The organism is Romboutsia weinsteinii (genome assembly GCF_002250835.2).
GTDB classification, from domain to species: domain Bacteria; phylum Bacillota; class Clostridia; order Peptostreptococcales; family Peptostreptococcaceae; genus Romboutsia_A; species Romboutsia_A weinsteinii.
This window is the reverse complement of record NZ_NOJY02000026.1, coordinates 17,418-41,343: the sequence shown is the minus strand read 5'-3', so window position 1 is coordinate 41,343 and position 23,926 is coordinate 17,418. Positions and strand designations below refer to the sequence as shown.

The 23,926-nt window shown below is 30.1% G+C and carries 19 protein-coding genes and 1 pseudogene; 2 read left to right on the top strand and 18 right to left on the bottom strand.

Features of this window, described 5'->3' with window-relative positions; genetic code table 11:
- Positions 1-82: 82 nt before the first annotated feature.
- The 17 genes and pseudogenes from CHL78_RS13405 to CHL78_RS13325 all read right to left on the bottom strand — a co-directional run bounded on the left by CHL78_RS13405 (position 83) and on the right by CHL78_RS13325 (position 21,611).
- The gene (locus tag CHL78_RS13405; RefSeq protein WP_094367359.1) at positions 83-940 is read right to left on the bottom strand and encodes a hypothetical protein; all 858 of its coding nucleotides are present in this window, start codon (positions 938-940) and stop codon (positions 83-85) included.
- A gap of 151 nt (positions 941-1,091) precedes the next feature.
- Positions 1,092-2,996 (bottom strand): endonuclease MutS2, encoded by a 1,905-nt coding sequence (locus CHL78_RS13400; protein WP_094367360.1) that lies wholly within the window; start codon positions 2,994-2,996, stop codon positions 1,092-1,094.
- Between the two features lie 204 nt (positions 2,997-3,200).
- Positions 3,201-4,001: pseudogene (locus CHL78_RS21175) on the bottom strand (D-2-hydroxyacid dehydrogenase).
- Positions 4,002-4,333: 332 nt separating this feature from the next.
- A complete protein-coding gene (locus CHL78_RS13390; RefSeq protein ID WP_094367361.1) occupies positions 4,334-5,338 on the bottom strand; it encodes a sugar kinase in 1,005 nt (334 codons plus the stop codon).
- A gap of 1 nt (position 5,339) precedes the next feature.
- A complete protein-coding gene (locus CHL78_RS13385) occupies positions 5,340-5,987 on the bottom strand; it encodes a bifunctional 2-keto-4-hydroxyglutarate aldolase/2-keto-3-deoxy-6-phosphogluconate aldolase (RefSeq protein WP_094367362.1) in 648 nt (215 codons plus the stop codon).
- A 25-nt stretch (positions 5,988-6,012) separates the two neighbouring features.
- Positions 6,013-7,368 carry a GntP family permease gene (locus CHL78_RS13380; RefSeq protein ID WP_094367363.1) on the bottom strand — a complete coding sequence of 452 codons (1,356 nt, stop codon included), beginning with the start codon at positions 7,366-7,368 and terminating at the stop codon, positions 6,013-6,015.
- Between the two features lie 26 nt (positions 7,369-7,394).
- Positions 7,395-9,110, bottom strand: a complete 1,716-nt coding sequence (gene ilvD, locus CHL78_RS13375) for a dihydroxy-acid dehydratase (RefSeq protein ID WP_094367364.1) — start codon at positions 9,108-9,110, stop codon at positions 7,395-7,397.
- Between the two features lie 232 nt (positions 9,111-9,342).
- On the bottom strand, positions 9,343-10,047 hold the full coding sequence (locus CHL78_RS13370; protein ID WP_094367365.1) for a FadR/GntR family transcriptional regulator: 705 nt from the start codon (positions 10,045-10,047) through the stop codon (positions 9,343-9,345).
- A 155-nt stretch (positions 10,048-10,202) separates the two neighbouring features.
- On the bottom strand, positions 10,203-10,391 hold the full coding sequence (locus tag CHL78_RS13365) for a hypothetical protein (protein WP_094367366.1): 189 nt from the start codon (positions 10,389-10,391) through the stop codon (positions 10,203-10,205).
- 741 nt (positions 10,392-11,132) lie between these two features.
- Entirely contained in the window at positions 11,133-13,028 is a 1,896-nt protein-coding gene (locus CHL78_RS13360; RefSeq protein ID WP_116041507.1) for a DNRLRE domain-containing protein, read from the bottom strand.
- A gap of 146 nt (positions 13,029-13,174) precedes the next feature.
- Positions 13,175-15,175: a penicillin-binding transpeptidase domain-containing protein gene (locus CHL78_RS13355; RefSeq protein ID WP_094367368.1), complete on the bottom strand. Its 2,001-nt coding sequence runs from the start codon at positions 15,173-15,175 to the stop codon at positions 13,175-13,177.
- Between the two features lie 152 nt (positions 15,176-15,327).
- Entirely contained in the window at positions 15,328-16,491 is a 1,164-nt protein-coding gene (locus CHL78_RS13350) for a class I SAM-dependent methyltransferase (RefSeq protein WP_094367369.1), read from the bottom strand.
- A gap of 92 nt (positions 16,492-16,583) precedes the next feature.
- Complete coding sequence (locus CHL78_RS13345; protein ID WP_094367370.1) at positions 16,584-18,005, bottom strand: HAMP domain-containing sensor histidine kinase; 1,422 nt, start codon at positions 18,003-18,005, stop codon at positions 16,584-16,586.
- A gap of 23 nt (positions 18,006-18,028) precedes the next feature.
- Positions 18,029-18,748, bottom strand: a complete 720-nt coding sequence (locus tag CHL78_RS13340) for a response regulator transcription factor (RefSeq protein WP_094367371.1) — start codon at positions 18,746-18,748, stop codon at positions 18,029-18,031.
- A gap of 162 nt (positions 18,749-18,910) precedes the next feature.
- On the bottom strand, positions 18,911-19,672 hold the full coding sequence (locus tag CHL78_RS13335) for a hypothetical protein (protein WP_094367372.1): 762 nt from the start codon (positions 19,670-19,672) through the stop codon (positions 18,911-18,913).
- Positions 19,673-19,674: 2 nt separating this feature from the next.
- A complete protein-coding gene (locus CHL78_RS13330; protein ID WP_094367373.1) occupies positions 19,675-20,562 on the bottom strand; it encodes an ABC transporter ATP-binding protein in 888 nt (295 codons plus the stop codon).
- 23 nt (positions 20,563-20,585) lie between these two features.
- Entirely contained in the window at positions 20,586-21,611 is a 1,026-nt protein-coding gene (locus CHL78_RS13325) for a hypothetical protein (RefSeq protein WP_094367374.1), read from the bottom strand.
- A gap of 203 nt (positions 21,612-21,814) precedes the next feature.
- On the opposite strand from CHL78_RS13325, the gene CHL78_RS13320 reads away from it, so the two are divergent.
- The gene (locus CHL78_RS13320; RefSeq protein WP_094367375.1) at positions 21,815-22,576 is read left to right on the top strand and encodes a threonine/serine exporter family protein; all 762 of its coding nucleotides are present in this window, start codon (positions 21,815-21,817) and stop codon (positions 22,574-22,576) included.
- Between the two features lies 1 nt (position 22,577).
- Positions 22,578-23,075 (top strand): threonine/serine exporter family protein, encoded by a 498-nt coding sequence (locus tag CHL78_RS13315; protein ID WP_094367376.1) that lies wholly within the window; start codon positions 22,578-22,580, stop codon positions 23,073-23,075.
- A gap of 89 nt (positions 23,076-23,164) precedes the next feature.
- Here the strand turns inward: CHL78_RS13315 and CHL78_RS13310 are convergent, their stop codons facing one another.
- Positions 23,165-23,758: a 3'-5' exonuclease gene (locus CHL78_RS13310; protein WP_094367377.1), complete on the bottom strand. Its 594-nt coding sequence runs from the start codon at positions 23,756-23,758 to the stop codon at positions 23,165-23,167.
- Between the last annotated feature and the right edge of the window lie 168 nt (positions 23,759-23,926).

Genomic DNA, 23,926 nt, shown 5'->3' with positions numbered 1-23,926 from the left:
TCCACACATATACACACCGCTACCTGTGCTATTTGGTTTCTGCCCTATTATATGAAGTATCTTCAATGCTTTTCTCCCTCAACTATTCAATTTTATAAATATCTAAATATATACATGATGAATCATCGCTAACCTTAAATCTTGGAAATTTAATAGTATTAAAATCTTCTAACTCAATTTTTTTAATACTATTATAAATATGTTCTATTCCAGATTTTTCAGCTATATCAATTAACTCATCCTCCCTAAAAATCTTGTATTTATCACAGGCACAAGAGAATCCATCGCTAGCCATCATTATCTGAATATCACTCTCTACACTCAAGTACCCATGTAGAGAATTATTCACAGCTTCTTGATCAAACTCTAAAATCCAGTAACCCCCATAACTATTTTTCTTTAGCCTATTGTTAATTATCACATCCATAACACTAGATTTTATTTCTTCAAAACTTAATTCTTTTAGATTGTCTAAGCTATTCATTTTTTTGTAAACTATATCATCAAGCTTACTAACAGAATCATCCTTTATAATATTAGTCTTTTTATCTTTTAGATATAGAGTACAATCCCCTAATATAAAGTACTCTATTTTATCTTCATAATATTTTATAATAGCTATAGAACTAGAAGGAGTATCAATTTTTTCTACACTTATACCCTCTGTTTTTGAATAATACTCTTTCTTTATAGCTACGATTCCATCTAATATTATTTTTCTTAAAGATTCATTTCTACTAATATTGTTATATAAATATTTATTCCACCACTGCACATACCACTTGGCATCGCTTTCCCTAGATATATTGTTTTTATTATTTAGACCTGTAGCGCCATCCAGTACCCACGCTCCAAATGGTGTTATTCCAACAATATCTTCATTATATTTTGCTGTTCCTTGTTTGCATAGCAAGCTATAATTTTTTATACTCAACCCCATTTGCCCCTCCAAATTTATATGGCTTATAAAATCTCTATACTAAAATTATATCGTATATAATAAATACTACAATATTAGCTTAAATAGTTATTTTATTCATAAAAATACCTCAAAGCATAAACTTATTGTTCAATACTTCAAGGTATAATTTTTATCTATTCTGTTTTATTTCTTTTTGAATTTTTTTCAATGCCTTTTTAGATCCTCTTTGTATATCCTTTTCTAACTTTCTATCTTCATAGCTAGTAAATAAACTACTTAGGTCATATTCCTCAGGATATAACTGATTCGCTTTTAAGCTTAACTCTATCCTCTTTATATTAACTTCTATAAATTCATCTTTATATAAAACTTCAATATTATTAAATTTATTTACAGGCTTATATACTATTCCAAAGTCTTCTTTGTCTAATAGTTTAACCTTGTCTCCAATATCATATATAGGTATTTCTTTTGCTATATATTCATTTTCTATTTCTTTAGATGAGCTTATTTTACTTCTTTTAACTAAATCTAAATTATAATTCTTATCTCCTATATATTCCTTAGCCCTATTTAGTATTTTATATTTTATTCCCATTTTCTTTGATATAAATAATGCATTACTATCCTCTGAAGTACCTATAGTTAACTTGTATAAAGGTTCTAAAGTGTCTTTGTCAAACATCATTCCTGCATTTTCAAACTCAGGATGAAGTTGTGCAAATTTCTTTATTTCTCCATAATGAGTAGATGCAATAGTAATACATCCCATTTGATAAAATTCTTCAAGGATTGATATAGCAAGCCCGGCCCCTTCATTAGGTTCTGTTCCACTACCAATTTCATCAAATAAAACTAATGTAGATTTATTTGATGCATTCATTATATCTGCAATATTTTTTATATGAGAAGAAAAAGTACTTAGCGCATTTTCTATACTTTGATTGTCTCCTATATCAACAAATACATTTTCAAATATACTTATTTCACTACCTTCTTGAGCACAGATATCAAATCCGCAACTCGTCATAAGAGTAAGTATACCTACAGTCTTTAATGATACAGTTTTTCCTCCAGCATTTGGTCCTGTAATTATTAAACTTCTATAATTTTTCCCTATTTCAAAATTAAGAGGAACAATATTACCTTTTAATAAAGGATGCTTACCATTTACTATATTTATATATCCTATATCATTTATCTTTGGTGTTATTGCTCTATTATTTTGGCTATATTTAGCCTTTGCAAATACCATATCATATTCCGATATTATTTCTGTATTTAATTTTATCTCTGATATTTTTTCAAAAATAAGTTCTGTTAAATAAGATAATATTTTATATTCTTCTATGGATTCTTCTGCTTTAAGAGATACCAGTTCTGTACTAAATTTAGCTACACTATTTGGTTCTATAAAGACTGTAGTTCCTTTAGATGATGTGTCTAGCACAACTCCATCTACTTCATTTTTATAAGATGATTTTATAGGTACTACATACCTATCATTTCTTTTACTTATAATAAATTCTTGAATATATTTTTTATTGCTACTAGAAGTTAAAAACTTATTTAATCTTTCCTTTACCTTAGCTTCCGTTACATCTATATTTCTTCTTATTTTCTTAAGCTCTTTTGATGCATTAGAATCAACTTTATTTCCTTTTATAGAGTAATTTATTTCTTCTTCAATACTTTTACATTCTGTTATATTTAAAGCATAAGAGCTTAGTGTTGGTGAATAAAACTCTTTATCTAGCATAAAAGTTTTTATCTTTCTACATCCTCTTAGAAAATCTTCAATTCTAATGAATTCAGTTGGGTCTAGTATCATACCTTTTTCAACTTTATCTATTACTGATGCAATATTAAATAAACCTTCTAATGGTATATGATTGCTATTTTCTAGTATTAATCTAGCTTCTTTATTTTCTTTTAATCTTCTTTTAACTACATTTATATTTCCACTTGGATTTAACTTATCTATAAGTTCTTTTCCAAGTGAGCTCACACAGTGAACCTTTACTAGCTCCTTTAGCTCTTGTAGTTGTAGTTTTTCAAATGTTGTATTATTCATATTTTATATTCTCCTATATTTTAAGTTATTAGTTTCTCGATTAACAACTTAATAAATAAGGAGTTTCATTTATAGCAAACTCCTTATTTATTAAGAAGTTCTACTCCCAGCTCATTGTATTTAGTATTTTTCATAAATCATACTTCCTCTCTTCTTCAATTAATATATATTATTTCATACAAGTAAATTAAGTTCAATATAAATTTATCCCTTTTTATAACCTGTAGTAAAATCTACAATATTATTTAATTTTTCTCCATTCATAAATCTATTTAAATTACCTATACTTATATTAAATATTCTCTCATAAGTTTCCTCCAAATGATATCCTCCCGAAACATGTGGAGTAATAATCACATTATCCATATTCCAAATTTTATGTTCCTTTGGTAATGGTTCTGGATCAACTACATCAAGTCATGCTCCCAACAAGTGATTATTTTCTAATGAATCGCAAAGCGCATTAGTATCAACAGATGTACCTCTTCCTACATTTATAAGCACGCTTCCTTGCTTCATTATTGACAATTTCTCTTTATCAAATAATTTATCAGTTTCTTTAGTAGAAGGTAAGCATAATGCAACTACATCTGCCTTAGGTAGAAGTTCATCTAATTTATCAATTAGATATAACTCATCAACAAATTCTGGCTTCGAAGCTTGCCTACGTTTTACTCCGATAGTATGCCCTCCCATTGCTTTAATTATCTTAGCAAACTCACTTCCAATATCTCCAAGACCTACAATTAATACTGTAGAGTTATATATAGATTTTACTCTACCTTCATCTTTCCAAAGATTTTGCCTCTGATTATCTCTATAAATATGTAACTTCTTTAATATGCCTAAAAGCATACCAATCATATGCTCTGCTATAGCAAGTCCATAAGCTCCAGTAGCATTAGTCAATAATACTCCATCTGGTAAAACACCTTCTTTTGTAAATTCATTTGCCCCTGCACTATTTAATTGTAACCACTTAAGATTTTTTGCATATTTCAACATATCTATAGGAGGATTTCCAATTATAATATCTGCTATTTCAATATCTTTTAAAGTTACAGTACTTGGTTCTTTATATATGAAATTTACCGTGTTATCTTCTCTCTCTAATCTAAATTTATGAAGTTCATCCATAGGAATTAAAACTAATATATTTTTTATATTACTCATCTCCATTACCCCCAATTAATATTTTCTCATTATCAATTATACTCTTTTTATAAAATTCGTTCACTATATATAAACATATCAATACATTATTAAAAGCAAAGCCAATAATACATAAAAAGGTGTAAGCAGAATTTTGTATAAATTCTATAGCTTACACCGATTAATTATCTTGATATCTTTCCAACACCATTATTCATTAAACTTTCTACTTCATCTACCGAAACTAAATTCGCATCACCTTGTATACTATGCTTTAAAACTGAAGCAGATGTTGCAAATTCAGCAATATACTCAGGAGCTTTTTCTTTTAATATTCCATATAATATGCCTGCTGTTAATGCATCTCCGCCTCCTACCCTATCTACAATATCATCTATCGTGTATATCTTAGATGGGTATAATCTATTTTTGCTATAGTAATTACACTGTAAAGTATTTACTGATACAGATATATTTTCTCTTATAGAAGAAAATATATGCTTTATATTCGGATAAGTATTAATTATTTCACTATAATAGTAATTTAACTTATCATATTTGTCTTTATATTTACAGCTCATATTAAGAATATTTTCTGCATCTAATATTCCCGCTGATAGAATATCAATATACGGTAGTATTTCAAGAGTTGCTTTGCTAGCTTCTTCTAATGACCATAATTTTGCTCTGTAATTAGAGTCATAACTAACCATAATATTATTTTTCTTACAATGCTTTAGGATTTTCATAGTCAGTGTTCTAATCTCTTCAGAAAGCGCTAATGTTATCCCTGAAAAATGGAATACATCAACACCATCTAAGGCTAACTCTATATCTAAATCTTCAACCTTCATATTGCTAAAAGCTGAATCAGCACGATCATAAATAACCTTTGAAGGTCTGTTTCCACTACCTACTTCTAAAAAATAAATTCCCGTTCTTTTATTACTTCTCGAAATAAATGTAGTATCTACTCTCTTACTATTCAAGTATCCAATAATAGCATCACCAATATCATCGTTAGATACCATAGTTATAAATCTTGTATCCATGCCAAGCTTAGATAAAGATATTAATACATTTGCCTCTCCTCCACCATAATTTACTTTAAAATCATTAGAGTTTAAAATCCTAATTCCTTTATCTGTAGATAATCTAAGCATTATTTCTCCAAATCCAGCAACTCTCATATTAGTAACCTCTAGCTTGGTTAAATTTTTCTATATATTGATTACAAATCGAAGTTATTTCTTCAAATTTTCCTACTTCTCCAAGCTTATTTAATTCTCCACCAATTCCAACTAAATCAACTCCAGCATTAGTCCAAGTATCTATATTTTCAAGATTAACTCCACCAGTTACCATGACACTAGCATATGGAAGTGGACCTTTTATAGCACCTATATATCCTGGTCCAAATGCAGTTCCAGGGAATACTTTTACAACATCAACTCCATTTTCATGAGCAGTTACTATTTCATTTATAGTCATTACGCCTGGTATATATGGAACTTTGTATCTATTACAAAGTCTTGCTGTTTCTTCATTAAATGAAGGAGAAACTATGTACTTGGCTCCTGCTAATATTGCAAGCCTTGCTGTTTCAGGATCTAAAACAGTTCCAGCGCCGATTACTACATCATCATGACCATCATATATTCCAGCTAATTCACGTATTATATCGTTTGCAAATTTATTAGTATAAGTAACTTCTATAGCTCTTACATTTCCTTTTATACAAGCTTCTGATATCTTAACTCCTACTTCTTTTGTATTTCCACGTACCACTGCTACTACTCCACAGTCTTGTAATGCTTTTAAAACCTTCATCTTTATCATAATATTGCCTCCAAGTGTATATTTTTTATGCAAACATCGATACAATAATTGCTCCTATTAATCCTATAACCCCTATAATAGTTTCCATCACTGTCCAAGATTTAAATGTAGTCTTCTCATCTATATCAAATAAAGATTTTACTAACCAGAATCCAGCATCATTTACATGACTTAGTATTGTTGCACCAGATGCTATAGCCATTGTTATAGCAGCAAGATGTAGTTGAGATAAAGCTGCTGTCTCAGGCATTGCTGCAATTATCCCAGCTGCCATAGTCATTGATACGGTAGCTGAACCAATACAAACACGTACTGCTGCTGCTATTAAAAATGCTACTACAACTAATGGGAATGACCCTTGTGCTACAAAATCTCCAACTACAACCCCAAGGCCTGAATTTTGTAACATCCACCTAAGCACTCCACCACCTGCTATTAACAAAATAATATTTCCAGCAGAAGATAAAGATTCAGTCATAACCTTCTGTAACTCTTCCTTGCTATATCCATGCTTTTTCCCTAATAAAAACATTGCTAATAAATTTGATATTATCAGAGCAATAAATGGAGTTCCTAGGAATGAAAATAATGGTTGCAGTGGATTTAAAAATGGCACTGCTCCAGAAAGTGTATTTAATAAAATTAATCCAAGAGGTAATAATATTATTGCCACAACTGTCCCAAATGCTGGTAACTTCCCATTTACATGAGTATCTTCTACATCATAACTCTTAGGTACTGGTACATGTATTTTATTTCCTATATATTTACCAAACACAATACCTGCTATAACCATTACAAATGCACCAACAACTATACCTATTCCTATCACATATCCTAGTTCCACATTTAACATAGATGCAACAAGTACAGGACCTGGTGTAGGTGGTATAAATGTATGACCTACAGCTAGACCTGCCATAAGTGGTATCGCATAGAATAATATAGATTTTTTAGTCTTTTTAGCTAGACCAAAAGATATTGGTATTAATATCAATAATCCCGATTCGAAAAATACCGGCATGCCGACAACTAGTCCCGTTATTCCCAGTGCCCAAGCCGCTTTATCTTCTCCAAATTTATCAAGTAATGTTTTTGCAATAGTTTCTACTCCTCCAGAAACTTGTAAAATTGCTCCAAACATAGATCCAAGCCCAATTAATAAAGCAATAGTTTGAAGAGTGTTTCCTACTCCGTGTTCAACCGTAGATACAATCATATCATATGGCATTCCAACTCCTAGACCAATAACTATGGCAGAAATTAAAATAGCTATAATCGGTTGAAATTTAGCCTTTATAATTAAAAACAATAGCAGTGCTATACCTATACCTGCACCAGTTAATAATCTCTCTGGTGATGCTGAAAAAGTTTCGATCATTGTTTTATCCCCTCTTAACCATTAATTTATTTCATGTATCCACCCTTCATCGGAGATACTGCATTCTTTGAGAATATACTTAGTATTCCTGACTTATACTTCTCTTCTTTTGGTGTCCAGCTCTTTTTACGTTCTTCAAATATTTTTGATACTTCCTCTTTGTTAAGTTTTTCTCCTTTTACACCAATAACTTCTAATATTCTATTTTCTATATCTATTTCTATTAAATCATCTTCTTCAACTAACGCAATAGGACCTCCTACCGCTGCCTCTGGTGAAACATGACCTATAGCTGGTCCTTTAGATGCACCTGAGAACCTTCCATCAGTTATTAAAGCTATAGTTGAGCTTAATTCTTCATCAGATGCTATAGCCTCTGTTGTATAGAACATTTCAGGCATTCCGCTCCCCTTTGGCCCCTCGTATCTTATAATAACTGCATCTCCAGGACGTATTACCTTTTTAATAACCGCATCTATAGCTTCTTCTTCACTATCAAAAGGTTTCGCTTTTAGTATAGCTTTATGCATTTCTTTTGGTACTGCAGAATGCTTTACTACAGCTCCTTCTGGTGCAAGATTTCCTTCTAGTATTGCTATTGCTCCATTAGTTCCAATAGGATTGCTTAGTGGTCGTATCACATCTTCTCTAGTTAGTCCTACTTTTTCAAGGTAAGTATTACATCTTTCATAATATCCATTATTTTTTAGATCTTCTAAATTCTCACCTAGCGTTTTTCCCGTAACAGTCATAACATCTAAATGAAGTAAGTGCTTAACTTCTTCCATTATTGCAGGCACCCCACCAGCATAATAGAAGTATTCTGCAGGCCATTTTCCAGCTGGACGTATATTTAGTAAATATGGAGCATATCTATGTATTCTATCAAATGCTTCTGCATCAAGTTCTAATCCAAATTCATTTGCAATCGCAGGTATATGTAGTAACGAGTTACTAGATCCCGATATTGCTGCATGAACAATAATAGCGTTTTCAAAAGACTTAATAGTTACCATATCTCTAGGCTTTAATTTCATCTTAGCCAACTTAACAGCTTGTTTACCAGCCTCTATAGAAACTTTTTGTAAATCTTCACATGTAGCTGGCATTAGTGAACTTCCTGGTAACATTAGCCCAAGTGCTTCTGCCATTACTTGCATAGTAGATGCAGTTCCCATAAATGAACATGCTCCACAAGATGGACATGCATTGTGTTTATAGTACGTTAATTCTTCTTTTGTTATTTCCCCACGTTGGTACATTGCACTATACATACCTATTTGCTCTAATGTTAATAAGTTTGGTCCAGCCTCCATTACCCCACCTGTAACCACAATAGAAGGTATGTTGATTCTGCCTATAGCCATCAGATGTGATGGCACTCCCTTATCACAACTTGAGATAAATACTCCTGCATCAAATGGTGTTGCATTTGCATGAATTTCTATTAATGATGCTATTGTATCTCTTGAAACTAAAGAGTAATTTATACCGTCATGACCTTGAGCCATTCCGTCGCATATATCTGTTGCAAAATATCTAGCGGCTTTTCCTCCCATATTAGAAACTCCTGATACCGCATTATTAGCGAAATTCAAAAGATGTGCACTCCCTGGATGGCTATCTCCAAAAGTACTTTCTATTATAATTTGTGGCTTAGATAGGTCTTCAACTTCCCATCCCATTCCTCTACGAAGAGGATCCATCTCTGGTGCAATTTTTCTAATTTCTTGACTAATCATATCTCTTCTCCTCAAATCATTAAAAATTCTAACGCTAAATACATCAGATGTATTTATATTGATAATAATAACACGTCAGATGTATTTAGACAATATTTTTATTAACTTAAGTAAAAAATCTTTTTCCTAAATTACTAAAATCAAAATTCATCATATGTTTTTTGTTTGATAGATTGATTTTTCCAATAAAAAATACATCTACTATAATATAGAGCAGATGTATTTTATCATTTTATATTTTGTTGTCTCTGATTACTTGTTTTATATTTCTACGATTATGTACTAAATGTAAAAGCATAGCATCATGAGCTGCATTAGCATCACGATCTATTATAGCATTTAATATTTCTCTATGCGTATCTATAGTTTCTTGTCGTAGTTGCATATTTGTTATATCCATAAATATAGCAATTGAGCTATTGATGATAGGCACTAGATTAGTAGTAACAATATTTTGACTACTACTTGCTATCGCTCTATGAAACTCTATATCTTTATCCATATGTGGCTCATTTTTTAAGATAAGTTCTTCTACCTCATTACATAATGTTGTCATATGATCTATATCTTCTTTAGTTGCTTTGAGTGCTGCGATTGATGCAATCTGTGGCTCAATCATAAATCTTATTTCTAATAAATCAAGAGCTAATTTGTACTTATCTTTTACAAATGTCAATCCTAATGGATCATCAGATATACCACATTTTTGAGAAATAAATGTACCCGCGCCTCTTCTAATTTCTAAAATATTTCTTGATGTCAATGACTTTATTGCCTCTCTAATAGTACTTCTACCAACATTAAGCTGTTCGGCAAGTTCGTATTCATTTGGCAGCTTATCTCCTACATTCCAATCATTATCTATAATTAATTTAATAATCTTTTCTGATGCTATCTCTCCCAACGACTTTGATGAGTCATTTTGAACATTTGACATAATAACCTCCATGTGTTCTTAAATCACCCGTTTTATATTTATTAAAATTTATTTTATTTTATAATTATATACAAATTTTATTTTTTTTACAATTATCTGAAATTCAAAAGACGATATCAAATTTAAATGATATCGTCTTTTTATAGTATATTTAATTATATGAATCTATTCTCAAAGATTTTTATTATATCTTCTTCTCTAGCTCCATGTAAATCTCTCGTATAATCTGTTCCTTCTATTTTCATCTGATATCTAGCCGTTTTATATGTATTACTTCCTACCACCATACTATCTTCTCTTTTTATAAGTGTATTAATACCATTTGTTCTTAAAACTGTAACCATATTTAAGTACCCCCTGAATAAAATAATTTTCTTATACTTTTAATATTTCCATTATTTACTTATCTTATACATATATTTTTTATTAATAAATATCCCCTTACTAGATCATCCATTTACTTTTTTCGACTTATTATTATAATATCAGATAAATTCATTTTATAATATGGTTATTTGTAACTTATCAAGTGAAATATAAAATATTTTAATATATAAATTGTTTTTTATATAAAACTTTATTTTTAATATGGTATATTTTGTAGAAAAATAGTATTATATTTATAGACATTAAAGTTCGAGACAACAAAAGAATATTTTAATAGCGAATATAGTAAATATAATCATTCAATTCGCAACCCTTTTAGCTCGGTTTTGACACGTTACTAGACATTATAGACACGACATTTCGACATTTAATACAGACATAATTACATCTTAGTTTTATCATAGATCATCTTAGATATGACATACAGTCATCTTAGAATATTCAAAATTTTTCTTTCATATATAAGACAATATATATCCACGGAAGATATATATTGTCTTAGTAACTCGTCGAACATCGTCCCCCCATAACGATTTCGACTTTATACAAAGATAGTTTTAAACTATCTTTTTTTGTGTAAAATATTAAATTGCGAATAAAAATGAGTACTGAAAATCAACAATTTTGCAGTACTCATTCTATATAATCTCATATTGTTTTATAAATGTATTAGTTATTTAATTTATTTAATTTTATTCTTATGCATCTTTTTGATCTGCTATTCTAAATACAGTTACGCCAGCTGCTGTACCAGAAGTATTCCCATTAACTATTGCTACCTGCACTGAACTAGTATTTTGAATTACAAAATTTGTTCCAGCATTGAAAGCAGCTACAAAAGTTCCTGTTAATACTCCTCCTGCTCCAGGACCTGGTCTTATTCCAATTAAATCAAACCCTCTAAGTAATTGCGGAAATACAATCGCGAAAGAATACTCATTTATACTAGATGATCCAGGGCTTACTGAAACCGTAATAGAAAAGCAATATACCCCTGCTTCTTGTAATGTAAATACTCCTTGAGAGTTTACCTGTATAGAAGAACTATTTCCAAATAAAGCTATCCAATCAGATATTATAGTTCCATTTTGTAAAACTTGTGGCGAAGGAGCATTTTTTATAAAATTTGCTATCGGCTGCGATGAAACTTGTGTCGGACCAGTTGGCCCCTGTAAACCTGTCGGTCCTTGCGCACCTGTACTTCCTGTTGCTCCGGTTTCACCTCTAATACCTTGTGGACCTGTTACCCCAGTGCTTCCGGTTACTCCTCTTAGACCTTGTGGACCTGTTACTCCTGTGCTTCCGGTTGCTCCTCTTAGACCCTGAGAACCTGTTACTCCTGTTGCTCCAGTTACGCCTCTTAATCCTTGTGGACCTGTTGCTCCTGTTAAGCCAGTTACTCCTCTTGGTCCTTGTGGCCCTACTAATCCTCTCGGACCTTGTGGGCCTGTTTCTCCAGTTGATCCGGTTACACCTCTTTCTCCTCTTGGCCCTTGCGGACCGATTAGACCTCTTGGACCTGTTGCTCCTCTAAGACCTTGTTGACCTGTTACTCCTTGTGGTCCTGTTACTCCTTGTGGTCCTGTTACTCCTTGTGGTCCTGTTACTCCTGTCTGCCCTCTTTCTCCAGTTACTCCTTGTGGTCCTGTTGCTCCTCTTAAACCTTGTTGACCTGTCGATCCTGTTGGTCCTGTGCTTCCTCTTAAGCCTGTTGGTCCTGTCGGTCCTGTGCTTCCTCTTAAGCCTGTTGGTCCCGTTACACCTGATTGACCTGTGGCCCCAGTTGCACCTCGCTCTCCAGTTGAACCCGTCACACCCCTTTCTCCCCTTGGACCTTGTGGTCCAATTAGCCCTCTAGCTCCTCTTTCTCCTTGCGGACCTGTAGGCCCAGTGACTCCTCTTGCTCCTACTGGCCCTGATGGCCCTCTTAAACCTTGCATACCTGTTGAACCAGTAGTGCCTCTCTCTCCAGTTGCACCCCTTGGACCCGCTGGACCCGTACTACCTCTCGGTCCTGTTGGTCCAGTAGGACCTGTTATTCCAACTGGTCTACAATCACAACAACAATCATCCTCATAATCTATCTCTATATAAGGCCTCTTATTTTCCCTACTTGATGAGAACTGTAATATAGCACCTGAAGACTCCGATAATAAAGCTAAACCATGGTTACTAAATTCATCTTCAATCCACATATTAATGATATCTTTTATATCAATACATACATAGCTATATATATCATTTTTATTGACAAAAGAATATATATCTAATTTCCTTATGGCTATACTATCATTCCAAGATACAGTATCTGGATTGTATCCATTCTTAATTTTCCCCACTTGAATTTTCACACCATCTACATTTTCATAAAATTTATCTGAGTTTAAATATATAAATAGCTCTGCCTTTATTATTTTTTTACATTTCAGTATATATGGTATATTAATTTGAATTAATGATATTAGATCTTCCTCTACAGAGTTTCCATAACAAATCTTTCCAACTAATAGATGTTCCGACGAACTAAAGTTTTTATTTGGATACTTCTTCGAAATAAAAGTATCATTATCTGCATAGAGTAAAATATTTTTCATCCTAAATCCCCCCTCTTTATACTCTATATTATTTTATGCTTCAATTATTCACTTTAGTTGTTCTTTTATATTTATAATTTCTGTTGCTTTTTACTTGTATAATTAAAAATGGCGAACTCAATTGAATTCGTCATTTTTATTAATAGCTATCTAGTTAGGTAGTATTGCATAGCATTCTTCACCTTGGGAACTACATATGTGCTCCCACCCTTAGACTTTACATCTTCAATAATCATTGATACTACGATCTTAGAATCATCAGTGTTTAAAGCTACAAACCAACCATTTTCGCTTCCACTTGTATCTTCTTTACTATTTTTTATTTCTGCAGTCCCTGTTTTTCCCGCAATATTAATTCCTTCTATTTTTGCATCAGTAGCTGCTCCATCCTCATCATTTACAACTGACAGACACGAATCTACTAATACTGGTAAATATTTATTATCTATAGCTTTTTTCCAAACCTTTGGCTCATTATTTTTGCTTACAACAAGCCTTGGTTGCATTATATTGCCCTCATTTCCAATCGCAGAGTATGCAAGAGCTACATCCAGTGGACTCATCAATACTTCTCCTTGACCATATCCTGTATCTGCAAGTAGTATTTCTTTTTCTAGACTTCCATCATTTGATATTTGTGATTTTGCCATAGGATATTCAAACTTCATATCTTCACCTATTCCAAAATCTTTCGATTTATTGACAAATGTCTCTGATCCAACTTTTATTGCCTTATCTGCAAAATATATATTGTCTGAATATTTCATTGCATCTTTTAAATTTATAGGTGATTTATCTTTTACCCTAGTTATCTTATAGTCACCCCATGAGCTACTTTTTTGCCAATTTAGTCCATCTATATTCATTGCGTCGTCAGGATTTATTGCCCCTGATTCTAAACCTATTGCAGCTGTTATTAATTTCATAGTAGATCCTGGAGAATAAACATCATTTGCCCTATTATTAAATTCAGCTTTTTCACTTTGCTTCCATACATCAGCTTGTGTCTTACTTGTATATGTAACTAGTGTGTTTGAATCATAAGATGGCGAACTTACCATTGCTAATACCTCTCCAGTTTTTGGGTCTATTGCCGTTGATGCTCCTTTTTCTCTATTCATTTCACTATATATTTTTGTTTGTAATCCTAAATCTATAGAAAGTTTTATATCTTCACCATTTTTAGCTTCCTTTTTTGAAACAGTAATCTGTTCATCTCCTCTTTCTATGTATATATGACCACCATCGCTACCTCTTAATTTATCGTCATATACTTTTTCTAGACCACCTTTGCCAATCAGACTTGATGAGCTATATCCCTTACCTTCACCTTTTTCAAGTTCTTCTGATGTTATTGCTCCAATATATCCAACTAAGTTACCTGTAGCCTCTCCCTTAGCATATATTCTTGAATTTTTATCTAATACCTTTACACCTTTTATGCCAACTAATTCATTTATTTTATCAGCCTCATCTGAGGATATACTTACTACTTCAACAAGATGTTCTGGATTTGAATTTGCATCAAGCTTTTTTGATATTACTTCTTCACTTATATCTAATATAGAAGCTATATTTTTAATTTTTTCGTCTTTATTTGTTTCAAAAATACTTGGATGTATACCTATCAGCTTAACTATTCCATTGCCTGCTAATAATTCATCATTTCTATCAAATATACTCCCTCTTTTAGCATGTTCATTTTGTACTCTTACCTTATCTCCTTCAATCATTTGAGGGAATATTAAGCTTTCATCCCATTTTATCTTATAATCTTTATCTTCTTTTACTATATTAACTTTAAAATCATCAAATTTCATATCACCTAATATAGTATTCATAGATAGAGAGAAGTTTATCTCATCTGAGCTTTTATTCTCTTCTAAGAGTTTAATCTTTATATTGTTTGCGCCTATAGCTGAGTATATATTGTTATATTTTTTTACAAAATCTTCTTTAGATATATATTCTTTCGAATCACTACTTAACAATTCATACATACCTTCATAATTCTTTGCTATCCATGAAGATTGGTATTTAGTTAATATTTCACTAGCTTTATCCCCATTTGAACATCCTATAATAAGTACTGAACTTAAAATAATGCTTAGTACCAAGATAGATATTTTTTTAACTTTTTTCCCCATATTATTACCCCTCCTAAATAAAGTATATTTATTAGACTATCATTTTTCCACAAAAGTTTCAATTTTTTTACTTTTTGCATAAAAAAAGAATCTTTATCCCTATATATGGATAAAAATTCTTTTTTGCTTAATATCGATATTTTATCTTGATGCTAAATCAATTCATCTTCTTTTAATAAGTTAAATAGTGTAGGATTAAAGTTAAACTCTCCCATTAGCTTTTTAACTTCATCTAAAGATTTTTCTTTGTTATCTTTAGATACATTTCCTTTTGATGCTCTAATTAATATATTTTTAGGTGAATGAGATATATCTATAAACTCCAGTAGTTGAGTCTTATATCCTACACTTTCAAGTAAATTAGCTCTTGCAGCATCCGTCATAAGAGCAGCTACTCTTTCTTGGACTATTCCATACTTTGTTAGTATATCTAGAGACTGTGCTTTCATCTGATGATTAAATTCATGCTGGCAGCATGGAACAGAGAAAATCATTTTACTATTCCATTTTATTGCATTGTATAGAGCATAGTCTGTAGCAGTATCACATGCATGTAATGTAATTACCATATCTACATTGTTATTATATTTAAAACCATTCACATCTCCAATTTCAAAATGTAGATTATCATAGTTGTATCTCTTAGCTATATCATTACATTTTTTTATAACATCTGCTTTAAGATCTAATCCTATCATTTTAACATTTATCTTTTTAATTTCTACAAAGTAGTAGTACAGTACAAATGTTAAATACGATTTACCACATCCAAAATCTAATATAGTAAGATCTTTATAGTCATTTTTCCTTATTTCATCATCAATTATTTCTACAAATCTATTTATTTGCTTATACTTATCATATTTTGAATTAACTACCTTACCTTCTTTTGTAAATACGCCTAAGTCTATAAGAGGTTGAATTATCATACCTTCTTTAAGTATATAATTCTTTTCTTTATTATGCCCCTTATTAGCAAGCTTTTCATTATTATCTTTTTTCTTACCTAAGAATACTTTACCCTTCTTAGATATTTTAAGGTCAAATGTAGTTGTTGTTGACCATGCAGCAACTTGCTTATAGCTCGTACCTACCAAATCAAACATCTTCTCACTTAACATTTCCATATCAATATTTTCATGGAATACCTGCTTGTCTGTGTACTTTTCTATTTGATAGTATTGTTTTTTACTATTTTCCTTTAGTACAAATGTTATTTTATTATATTCAACATCCTTATTCATTTTGTTACTAACTACTACCTTTATAATATCCTGTTGAGTTATTTCATCAATTGCTTTTCTTAAGTCTTCCATTTAAACACACCTTATCGTTAATTTTTATGTTAATTTTCTCTACAACAATATTATTATATATAATGAATTAATTCAAACCCTTTTTTATAATTCTACCCTAAAGTAATTTCAATCTTTGTTCCTTTACCTAATTCACTCTCTATTTTTATATTACCATCATGAGCTATTATAATATCTCTCGCAATAGCCATACCTAATCCAGATCCTTTATGGATCTCCCCAGTATTAGTTCCTCTGTAGTATCTTTCAAAGATATATCCAACCTCTTCTTTTGCTATTCCCTTACCATTATCTTCTATAAATATATGTATTTTATCATCTATAACAATATTAACTTCTATATTTACATTTTCATTATTATGAACTATTGCATTATATAAAAGATTATTTATTACTCTTTTAATAAGAAGTTCATCCATATTTAAAATAATCGTTTCATTATCTGTATTAAATTCTATATCAATATGGCTATACTTAGGGTCATTAAGTATATCTATTATACATCCCCTGACTATGGCTACTATATTTTTTTCTTTTCTTTCTATATTAGAATATTTATTCTTTAATTTCATAGTTAAATTTAAATCATCTACTAATTCTTTTATATAGTTTGCTTTATCATCAATTATTTGTGAATATTCTTTTATATCATCTAAGGTTATTTCGTAATCCTCACTCATCAACTGAGAATATCCTTTTATTGATGCAAGAGGTGTTTTTATATCATGAGAAACATTTGCAATCCATTCACTTCTCATCTCTTCTATCCTTTGCCTCTCTACTTCACTCTCTTTTAAGACGTCTGATAAATGATTTAATTTTGATATAACAGGCTTATAGATGCCCTCTTCTCTATAGTATTTCTCATAGTTTCCACTTGATAAATCTTCTACTCCACCAATTATATTTTTAACTGGCTTAGTCAATGATTTACTAAAAATATAGCCTATAATGATTGCAACAATCGCATCTAATATTATCATTCCTACTATTGCCTTTACTGCAAATTCATATATTGACTTAATGTCATAAGCAAGTACATACTTACTGATATTTCTCATAGGAAATCCCATCAAGTAACTATACTCATAATTATTTATATTCTTAGATGCAGCAAATACAGTGGAGTCCTCAGTTATTTCTCCTGAATACTTATACCCACTTATCAGTTCAATAGGTGTATACTTAGTTTTTGCTTCGCTAGATAAATTATATCTATAAATCTCTCTTCCATCATTATCTAGTATTTGTATCCATAACTTATTATCTTCTAGCAATTTTTTTCCATAATCGCTTATATGAACATCATTTATATCATCGCTGTCATTAATTATATATTCGCTAAATTCTCTTATTAGATTTTCAGAAAAATTTAGTGCATTATTTGATCCGTCCACTGTATTAAAATTTATAACTGCAAATACTCCAAACGCTAATAACAAATTTAATTGGACAACAATAACAGTAACTATTGCTACAGATAGAACATATCTTAATGTTATTTTCCACTTCATATTTTATTCACCCTTATATTTAATCATTGTACAACTAGCTTATATCCAAGCCCTTTAACATTTAGTATATACTTTGGATTAGATGGATCATCCTCTATCTTTTCTCTTAGTCTTCTTATATGTACCATTATTGTATTATCATATCCTATAAAATCATCTCCCCATACTTCATCACAAAATCTTTCTTTACTTATTATTTGATTCTTATGCTTTACCATATATATAAATATCTTTAATTCTTTAGGCTTTAATAACAGTACCTCTCCATTTTTCTTTACTTCTAGCCTCTCTTCATTAACTTCAAATGGACCTACAATCATTGATTTACTTTTATCATTTTCATCTTCTGTATTAAACTGTTTAAAATTTCTTCTTAGCTGTATTTTAACTCTAAGCGCCAATTCCTTTACGCTAAATGGCTTAGTAATATAATCATCTGCCCCTAATGATAATCCTACTAATCTATCTAGTTCTTCAGACTTTGCAGATAAAAAAAGTATTGGTATATCTGAGGTTTGTCTTATTTTTTTACATATATCATAGCCTTCAATATCAGGTAACATTATATCTAATATTGCTAAGTTAGGTTTCTCCTCTTTAAAAATTTCTATTCCTTCCTTTCCTGTATCTGCAGTATATATATTTTCAAAACCCTCTTTCTTTAATACTGTGCTTATTAAGTTCAATATTTCTCTCTCATCATCTACTACTAATATCTTACTTTGCTTAACTAAACTCTCCATTTTGAACTTCCTCCTATTTGAAAATCCTATTCATAATGTTCTCATAATATTTTACCCTAAAGGCTTACTTTAATATATTATCCAAATTTATAGTATTTTTAATAATCAAAAAAGAAAAGCATTGCTTTTCTTTTTTGATTATTACCTTAATATATACATTAATTATTGTATCTCTTTTAAGAAATTTCTTTTAGATAATTCATATAAAATACCAGTCCCAATTATACTCATAATAATAAATAATAACCACGAACTTAAAGGAAAATTATATCTTACTAGAAGGCTACTGTACATACCAAATATAGGGATATTAAATATTGAAGGTTTTGCTAATCCTCTTCCTTCTAAAAAATAAGAATATGCCATAAACCCTCCACCTAATAAAAATGGTATTATTGCATTTTTACTTACAGAGGATAAAAATAACCCTATTGCTGCCAAGAAAAATGATCCTATCATTATTGTAAGTGTCATAATAAATATCATCTGAATTACAGTTATATTAGATCCACTGTTTCCAAAATACCAAAGTTCTTTTAGTGGCATATCCAAATTTTCAAATTTGAATGCTGAGAATGCCTTGAATGCTATTGTATATAGTATTGATAAGTTAACAATACTAGCAGATATTCCAGACGCTATAAATTTACTTATTACTAATTGCTTTTTTCCATTTTCGGTAGCTTTTATTAGCCCCTCCATGTTTGAAGTGTACTCAAGTATAAAGCTTCCTGAAAACATCATAAACATGATTAATCCCATTATAGGTGCTAGTCCAAAGTATTTATAAAATAAATCAGCATATGTTTCTGGCAATTTAAATATGCCCACTGATATATATGAAATCATTAATCCAAGTATCCAAACTACTATTACACCTGATTTAAAATTCTTTTTAATCTCTGCTTTTATAACTGATAACATTTCTATACCTCCCTTGCGTCTTCTAATTCAAAATAAAACATATATACATCTTCAAATCTAGGTTCTGTCTGAGTTGTATTTTCGTATTTAGGTAGAACCTCACTAATTACTCTTAATTGTGTATTCTCAACTCCGCGATTTATACTAGCAACCTTATAATTTCTTTGTATATCGCCTATTTCACACTCGTCATTAGTTTTTATTGTATATACCTTCCCCTTCATATCTTCTAGTATCTCTTTATGAGTTCCTTTTAAAAGTAACTTCCCATCTTTAATCATAATGGTCTCTTTTGCGACAGACTCTATATCAGATATTATATGAGTAGAAAGTATTACGATTGTCTCAGTTCCTATATTAGATAGTAAATTTCTAAATCTAGCTCTTTCTTGAGGATCTAATCCTGCCGTAGGCTCATCTAATATTAATATTTTAGGATTGTTAAGTAATGCCTGAGCTATACCGACTCTTCTTTTCATACCTCCTGAGAATTTTGATATTAATTTATTTTTAACTTCATAAAGACCTACTAATTTTAAAAGCTCTTCTACTCTTTTCTTAGCCTCATTTTTATTTAATCCCTTTAAAGCTGCTAGATACATTAAAAACTCTTCTGCCTTAAAGTTTTTGTATGCATCAAAATCTTGTGGTAAATAACCAATCATACTTCTATACTTATCGTCCAAAGTTTTTATATCTTTTCCGTTGTACAATATTTTCCCACTGCTTGGATTAGTAATAGTAGCTAATTGTTTCATAAATGTTGATTTACCAGCTCCATTTGGACCTAATAATCCATATACTCCACTTTCTAGAGTTAAATTTATATCTTCATTTGCATTTTTATGCTTATATGTTTTTGTTAATTTTATAATTTCTAATTTATTCATTATTTGATTTCCTCCAACTTAAGTTATTTATTTAAAATTCTTTTGAATGTATAAACATTAAATCCTATACCTAAAATCAATAACATTGTTATTAGCACTGTACATAGTATTGATAAATCAAGATTTATTGATAATATATTAATATCTCCTATATATCCACTAGGTATAAAGCTTTGTTTAAACAGTATTGCTATAAAATCACACTGCTGAGCTATAGCTCTTATTTCATTTGGTAATAACTTTACTATACTTATAATTTTTCCTAGTGATATAAAAATCACTGAAGATGATACAGACTGTATAGAGTTATTCGTTATAAAAGAGAATAATCCAGAAAATACTGATACCACCATAAACATTAACGCCAATAATCCTATTTCACTTCCAATTAATTGAACTATTGACACCTTTCTAAGTAATATGGATAGCATAGAAATTCTATACCCTTGCAAATGTCCATTTACGGGTGCTCCATACTGTATATAAGTTATAAAAAATGCTGTAAGTATATATAATACATATACAGCTAATGGGATTATTATCATTGTTATAAGCTTAGAATATAAAACCTTATTCTTCTGCTTTGATGACATAATTATCGGTGCTACATTTGATAACTTTTCATCTGTATATATATTTGAAGAAAGTGTAACTATTATTGCAATAATTAATATCGCTGCAAATGGAAAGGTAACCCTTGACTCAAATACTTGATAAAATGATACATCTATATAGTTTGCTCCATTATCTGACTTAAGCTTTTCTTTAGCCATTGTAGCTAACTTTATATCATCATTTTTATTTTCAGAGGAATCACTGCCTGCAATAGCCTGTAATTCCTGTACTTTATTGTTCAACTTATCTTGTGCAATCTCATTCTTTGCTCTTTGGTCAACTATATATTTGTTTTTAACATTATCAAAATATTCATTTTCTGTTTCTAACATGGGTTTTACAAAGCTTATTTGCATAAATAATATAAGAAATAATATCAAAGCTACTATAGAGTTTTTACTTTTTATAATCTTTTTTAATTCCCAACTTATCATGTTGTTTCTCCTTTCGTTTGATTATAAATACATTATATTATCCGAAATTTAAACTATTATAAATTTAACCTTAAATAATCCTTACATCTTAAATCTTAAATCTTAAAATATAATAATAAAATCCATTTTTTACACTAAGTGTATTAAAAGTAATTAATTTCCATGATATAATACCAATATTATTATTACTAAGGTGGTGTTTTATGAATATTAACAGGTTACTTAATTTTTCCTCTAACGCAGGAAAGATAATGCTCCAAAGTGGAGGAGAAACCTATAGAGTAGAAGAAACAATAACTAGGATATGTCAATCCTTTGAGGTTGATGAAGTAGATGTTTTTGCATCTCCAACGGCTGTTATGGTTTCTATATTTATGGACGGTGAAATTTATTCTGTTGTTAAAAGAATAAACTCAAGAGGAGTAGATTTAAATAAGGTTCACAATATAAATTCTCTTTCAAGAAAAATATACAAAGAAAGACCCAGCATTGATATTTGTGAATCTGAGTTAGACGAATTATGTAAGGATAATACTTACTCTACTAAAACAACATTATTATTTGCAGGTCTTGCTACATCAACATTTACTATTCTATTTGGTGGTGGTTTCAATGAATTTGTATGTGCATTTGTTATCGGTATTTTAACTAAATTAATTTCTATAAAACTTAGTCAATCATCATTAAATGAGTTTTTTATAAATAGTATTTGTGGTGCAACTATAGCAATTTTTTCAGTCATATTTTTAAACTTCGAAATTATAACTCAATTAGATAAATTAATAGCTGGTAGCATTATGCTTTTGGTTCCTGGTTTATCTCTTACTAATTCTATTCGAGATATATTAGAAGGTCAGTTGCTTTCAGGACTTGCCAAAATCGCTGAAGCTCTTTTTATAGGAGTATCTACAGCAGTTGGAACAGGTTCTATTCTACACTTCTATCTTAAATTAGGAGGTATATAAAATGATAATAGAAATAATTAGTTCATTTTTTGTTGCACTTAGTTTTGGAATACTTTTTAATATAAAGGGAAAGTATCTAATTGTAGCTGGTGTAGGAGGTGCGATTACTTGGTTTATTTATAAACTTTGCCTTGGGTATGAATTTGGTGAAAGTTCCTCACTATTTATAGCGGCTTTAGTATTTAGCATTTATTGCGAGTTTGCAGCTAGAATATATAAGACTCCATCTACTATTTTAAGTGTATGTTGTTTAATTCCTTTAGTTCCAGGATACGGTGTATACAATACTATGTATTCACTTTTAGTTGGAGATTATATTAAAGCTATGGAATATGGAACAAGTACATTATCAAGTGCAGGAGCCTTAGCACTTGGAGTTATTTTTGTTTCTACATTATTTAGAAATTTCAACTTGCATAGGTTGATTGATAAAATAATAAATTACTATCATAGACATAATAATAAGGATATAAAATCAAGTAAAGGTTACTCTATTTAGAAAATCGAAATTAACATAGTATTTTCTATCTGTCTAAGCAAATAAAAGGTATAAGTTAGAATTAATTATCTAAATTTATACCTTTTATTTTATTTTTTATTACCACAAGGTCTATATCCCTTTTCAAATAGTTTACCTTTTTGTACTTTTATACTGTCTAATAAATCATCAACATTCTCATATTTTGATTTTAGTAAAATATCACTATATACTTTTAAGCATACTAATGCATCATCTTTTGCCTTATGATGATTAAAGTCTATATCTAGATAATTTGCTATTGTATCTAAAGAAACTGATTTTAATTCTTTATAAATCTTTTTAGCTAATACTCTAGTGCAAGCATAGTCAAATGTAGGATATTTTATTTGGTATTTATCACATGCATATCTGAGTACACTCATATCAAAACTTGCGTTATGAGCTATCACTAGTGTATCTTTATCTATTAACTCAGATATTTCCTCCCATACCTTAGGAAATATATTTGCTCCTTTAACCATTTCAGGTCTTATCCCATGTATGCTAATATTAAAACCACTAAAATGATCTTCTGGATCTATTAATATTTCTTTATTAATAATTACTTCACCGTCTTCTAGCAATGCTATCCCTATACTACAAGCACTACTTCTATTTGAATTTGCTGTTTCAAAATCTATAGCTAAGACCCTATTACTCATTAAATCTCCTCCTAATATATAATATAAAACTTTATATTTTTATTTATCTCTTATTAACTTAATTACTTTATACTACTCTAGAACATAGGTCAATAAAAATCTAAAATAAAATTAGTTAAATACAAATCTAAAATAAAATTAGTTAAATACAAATAAGGACATTATAAA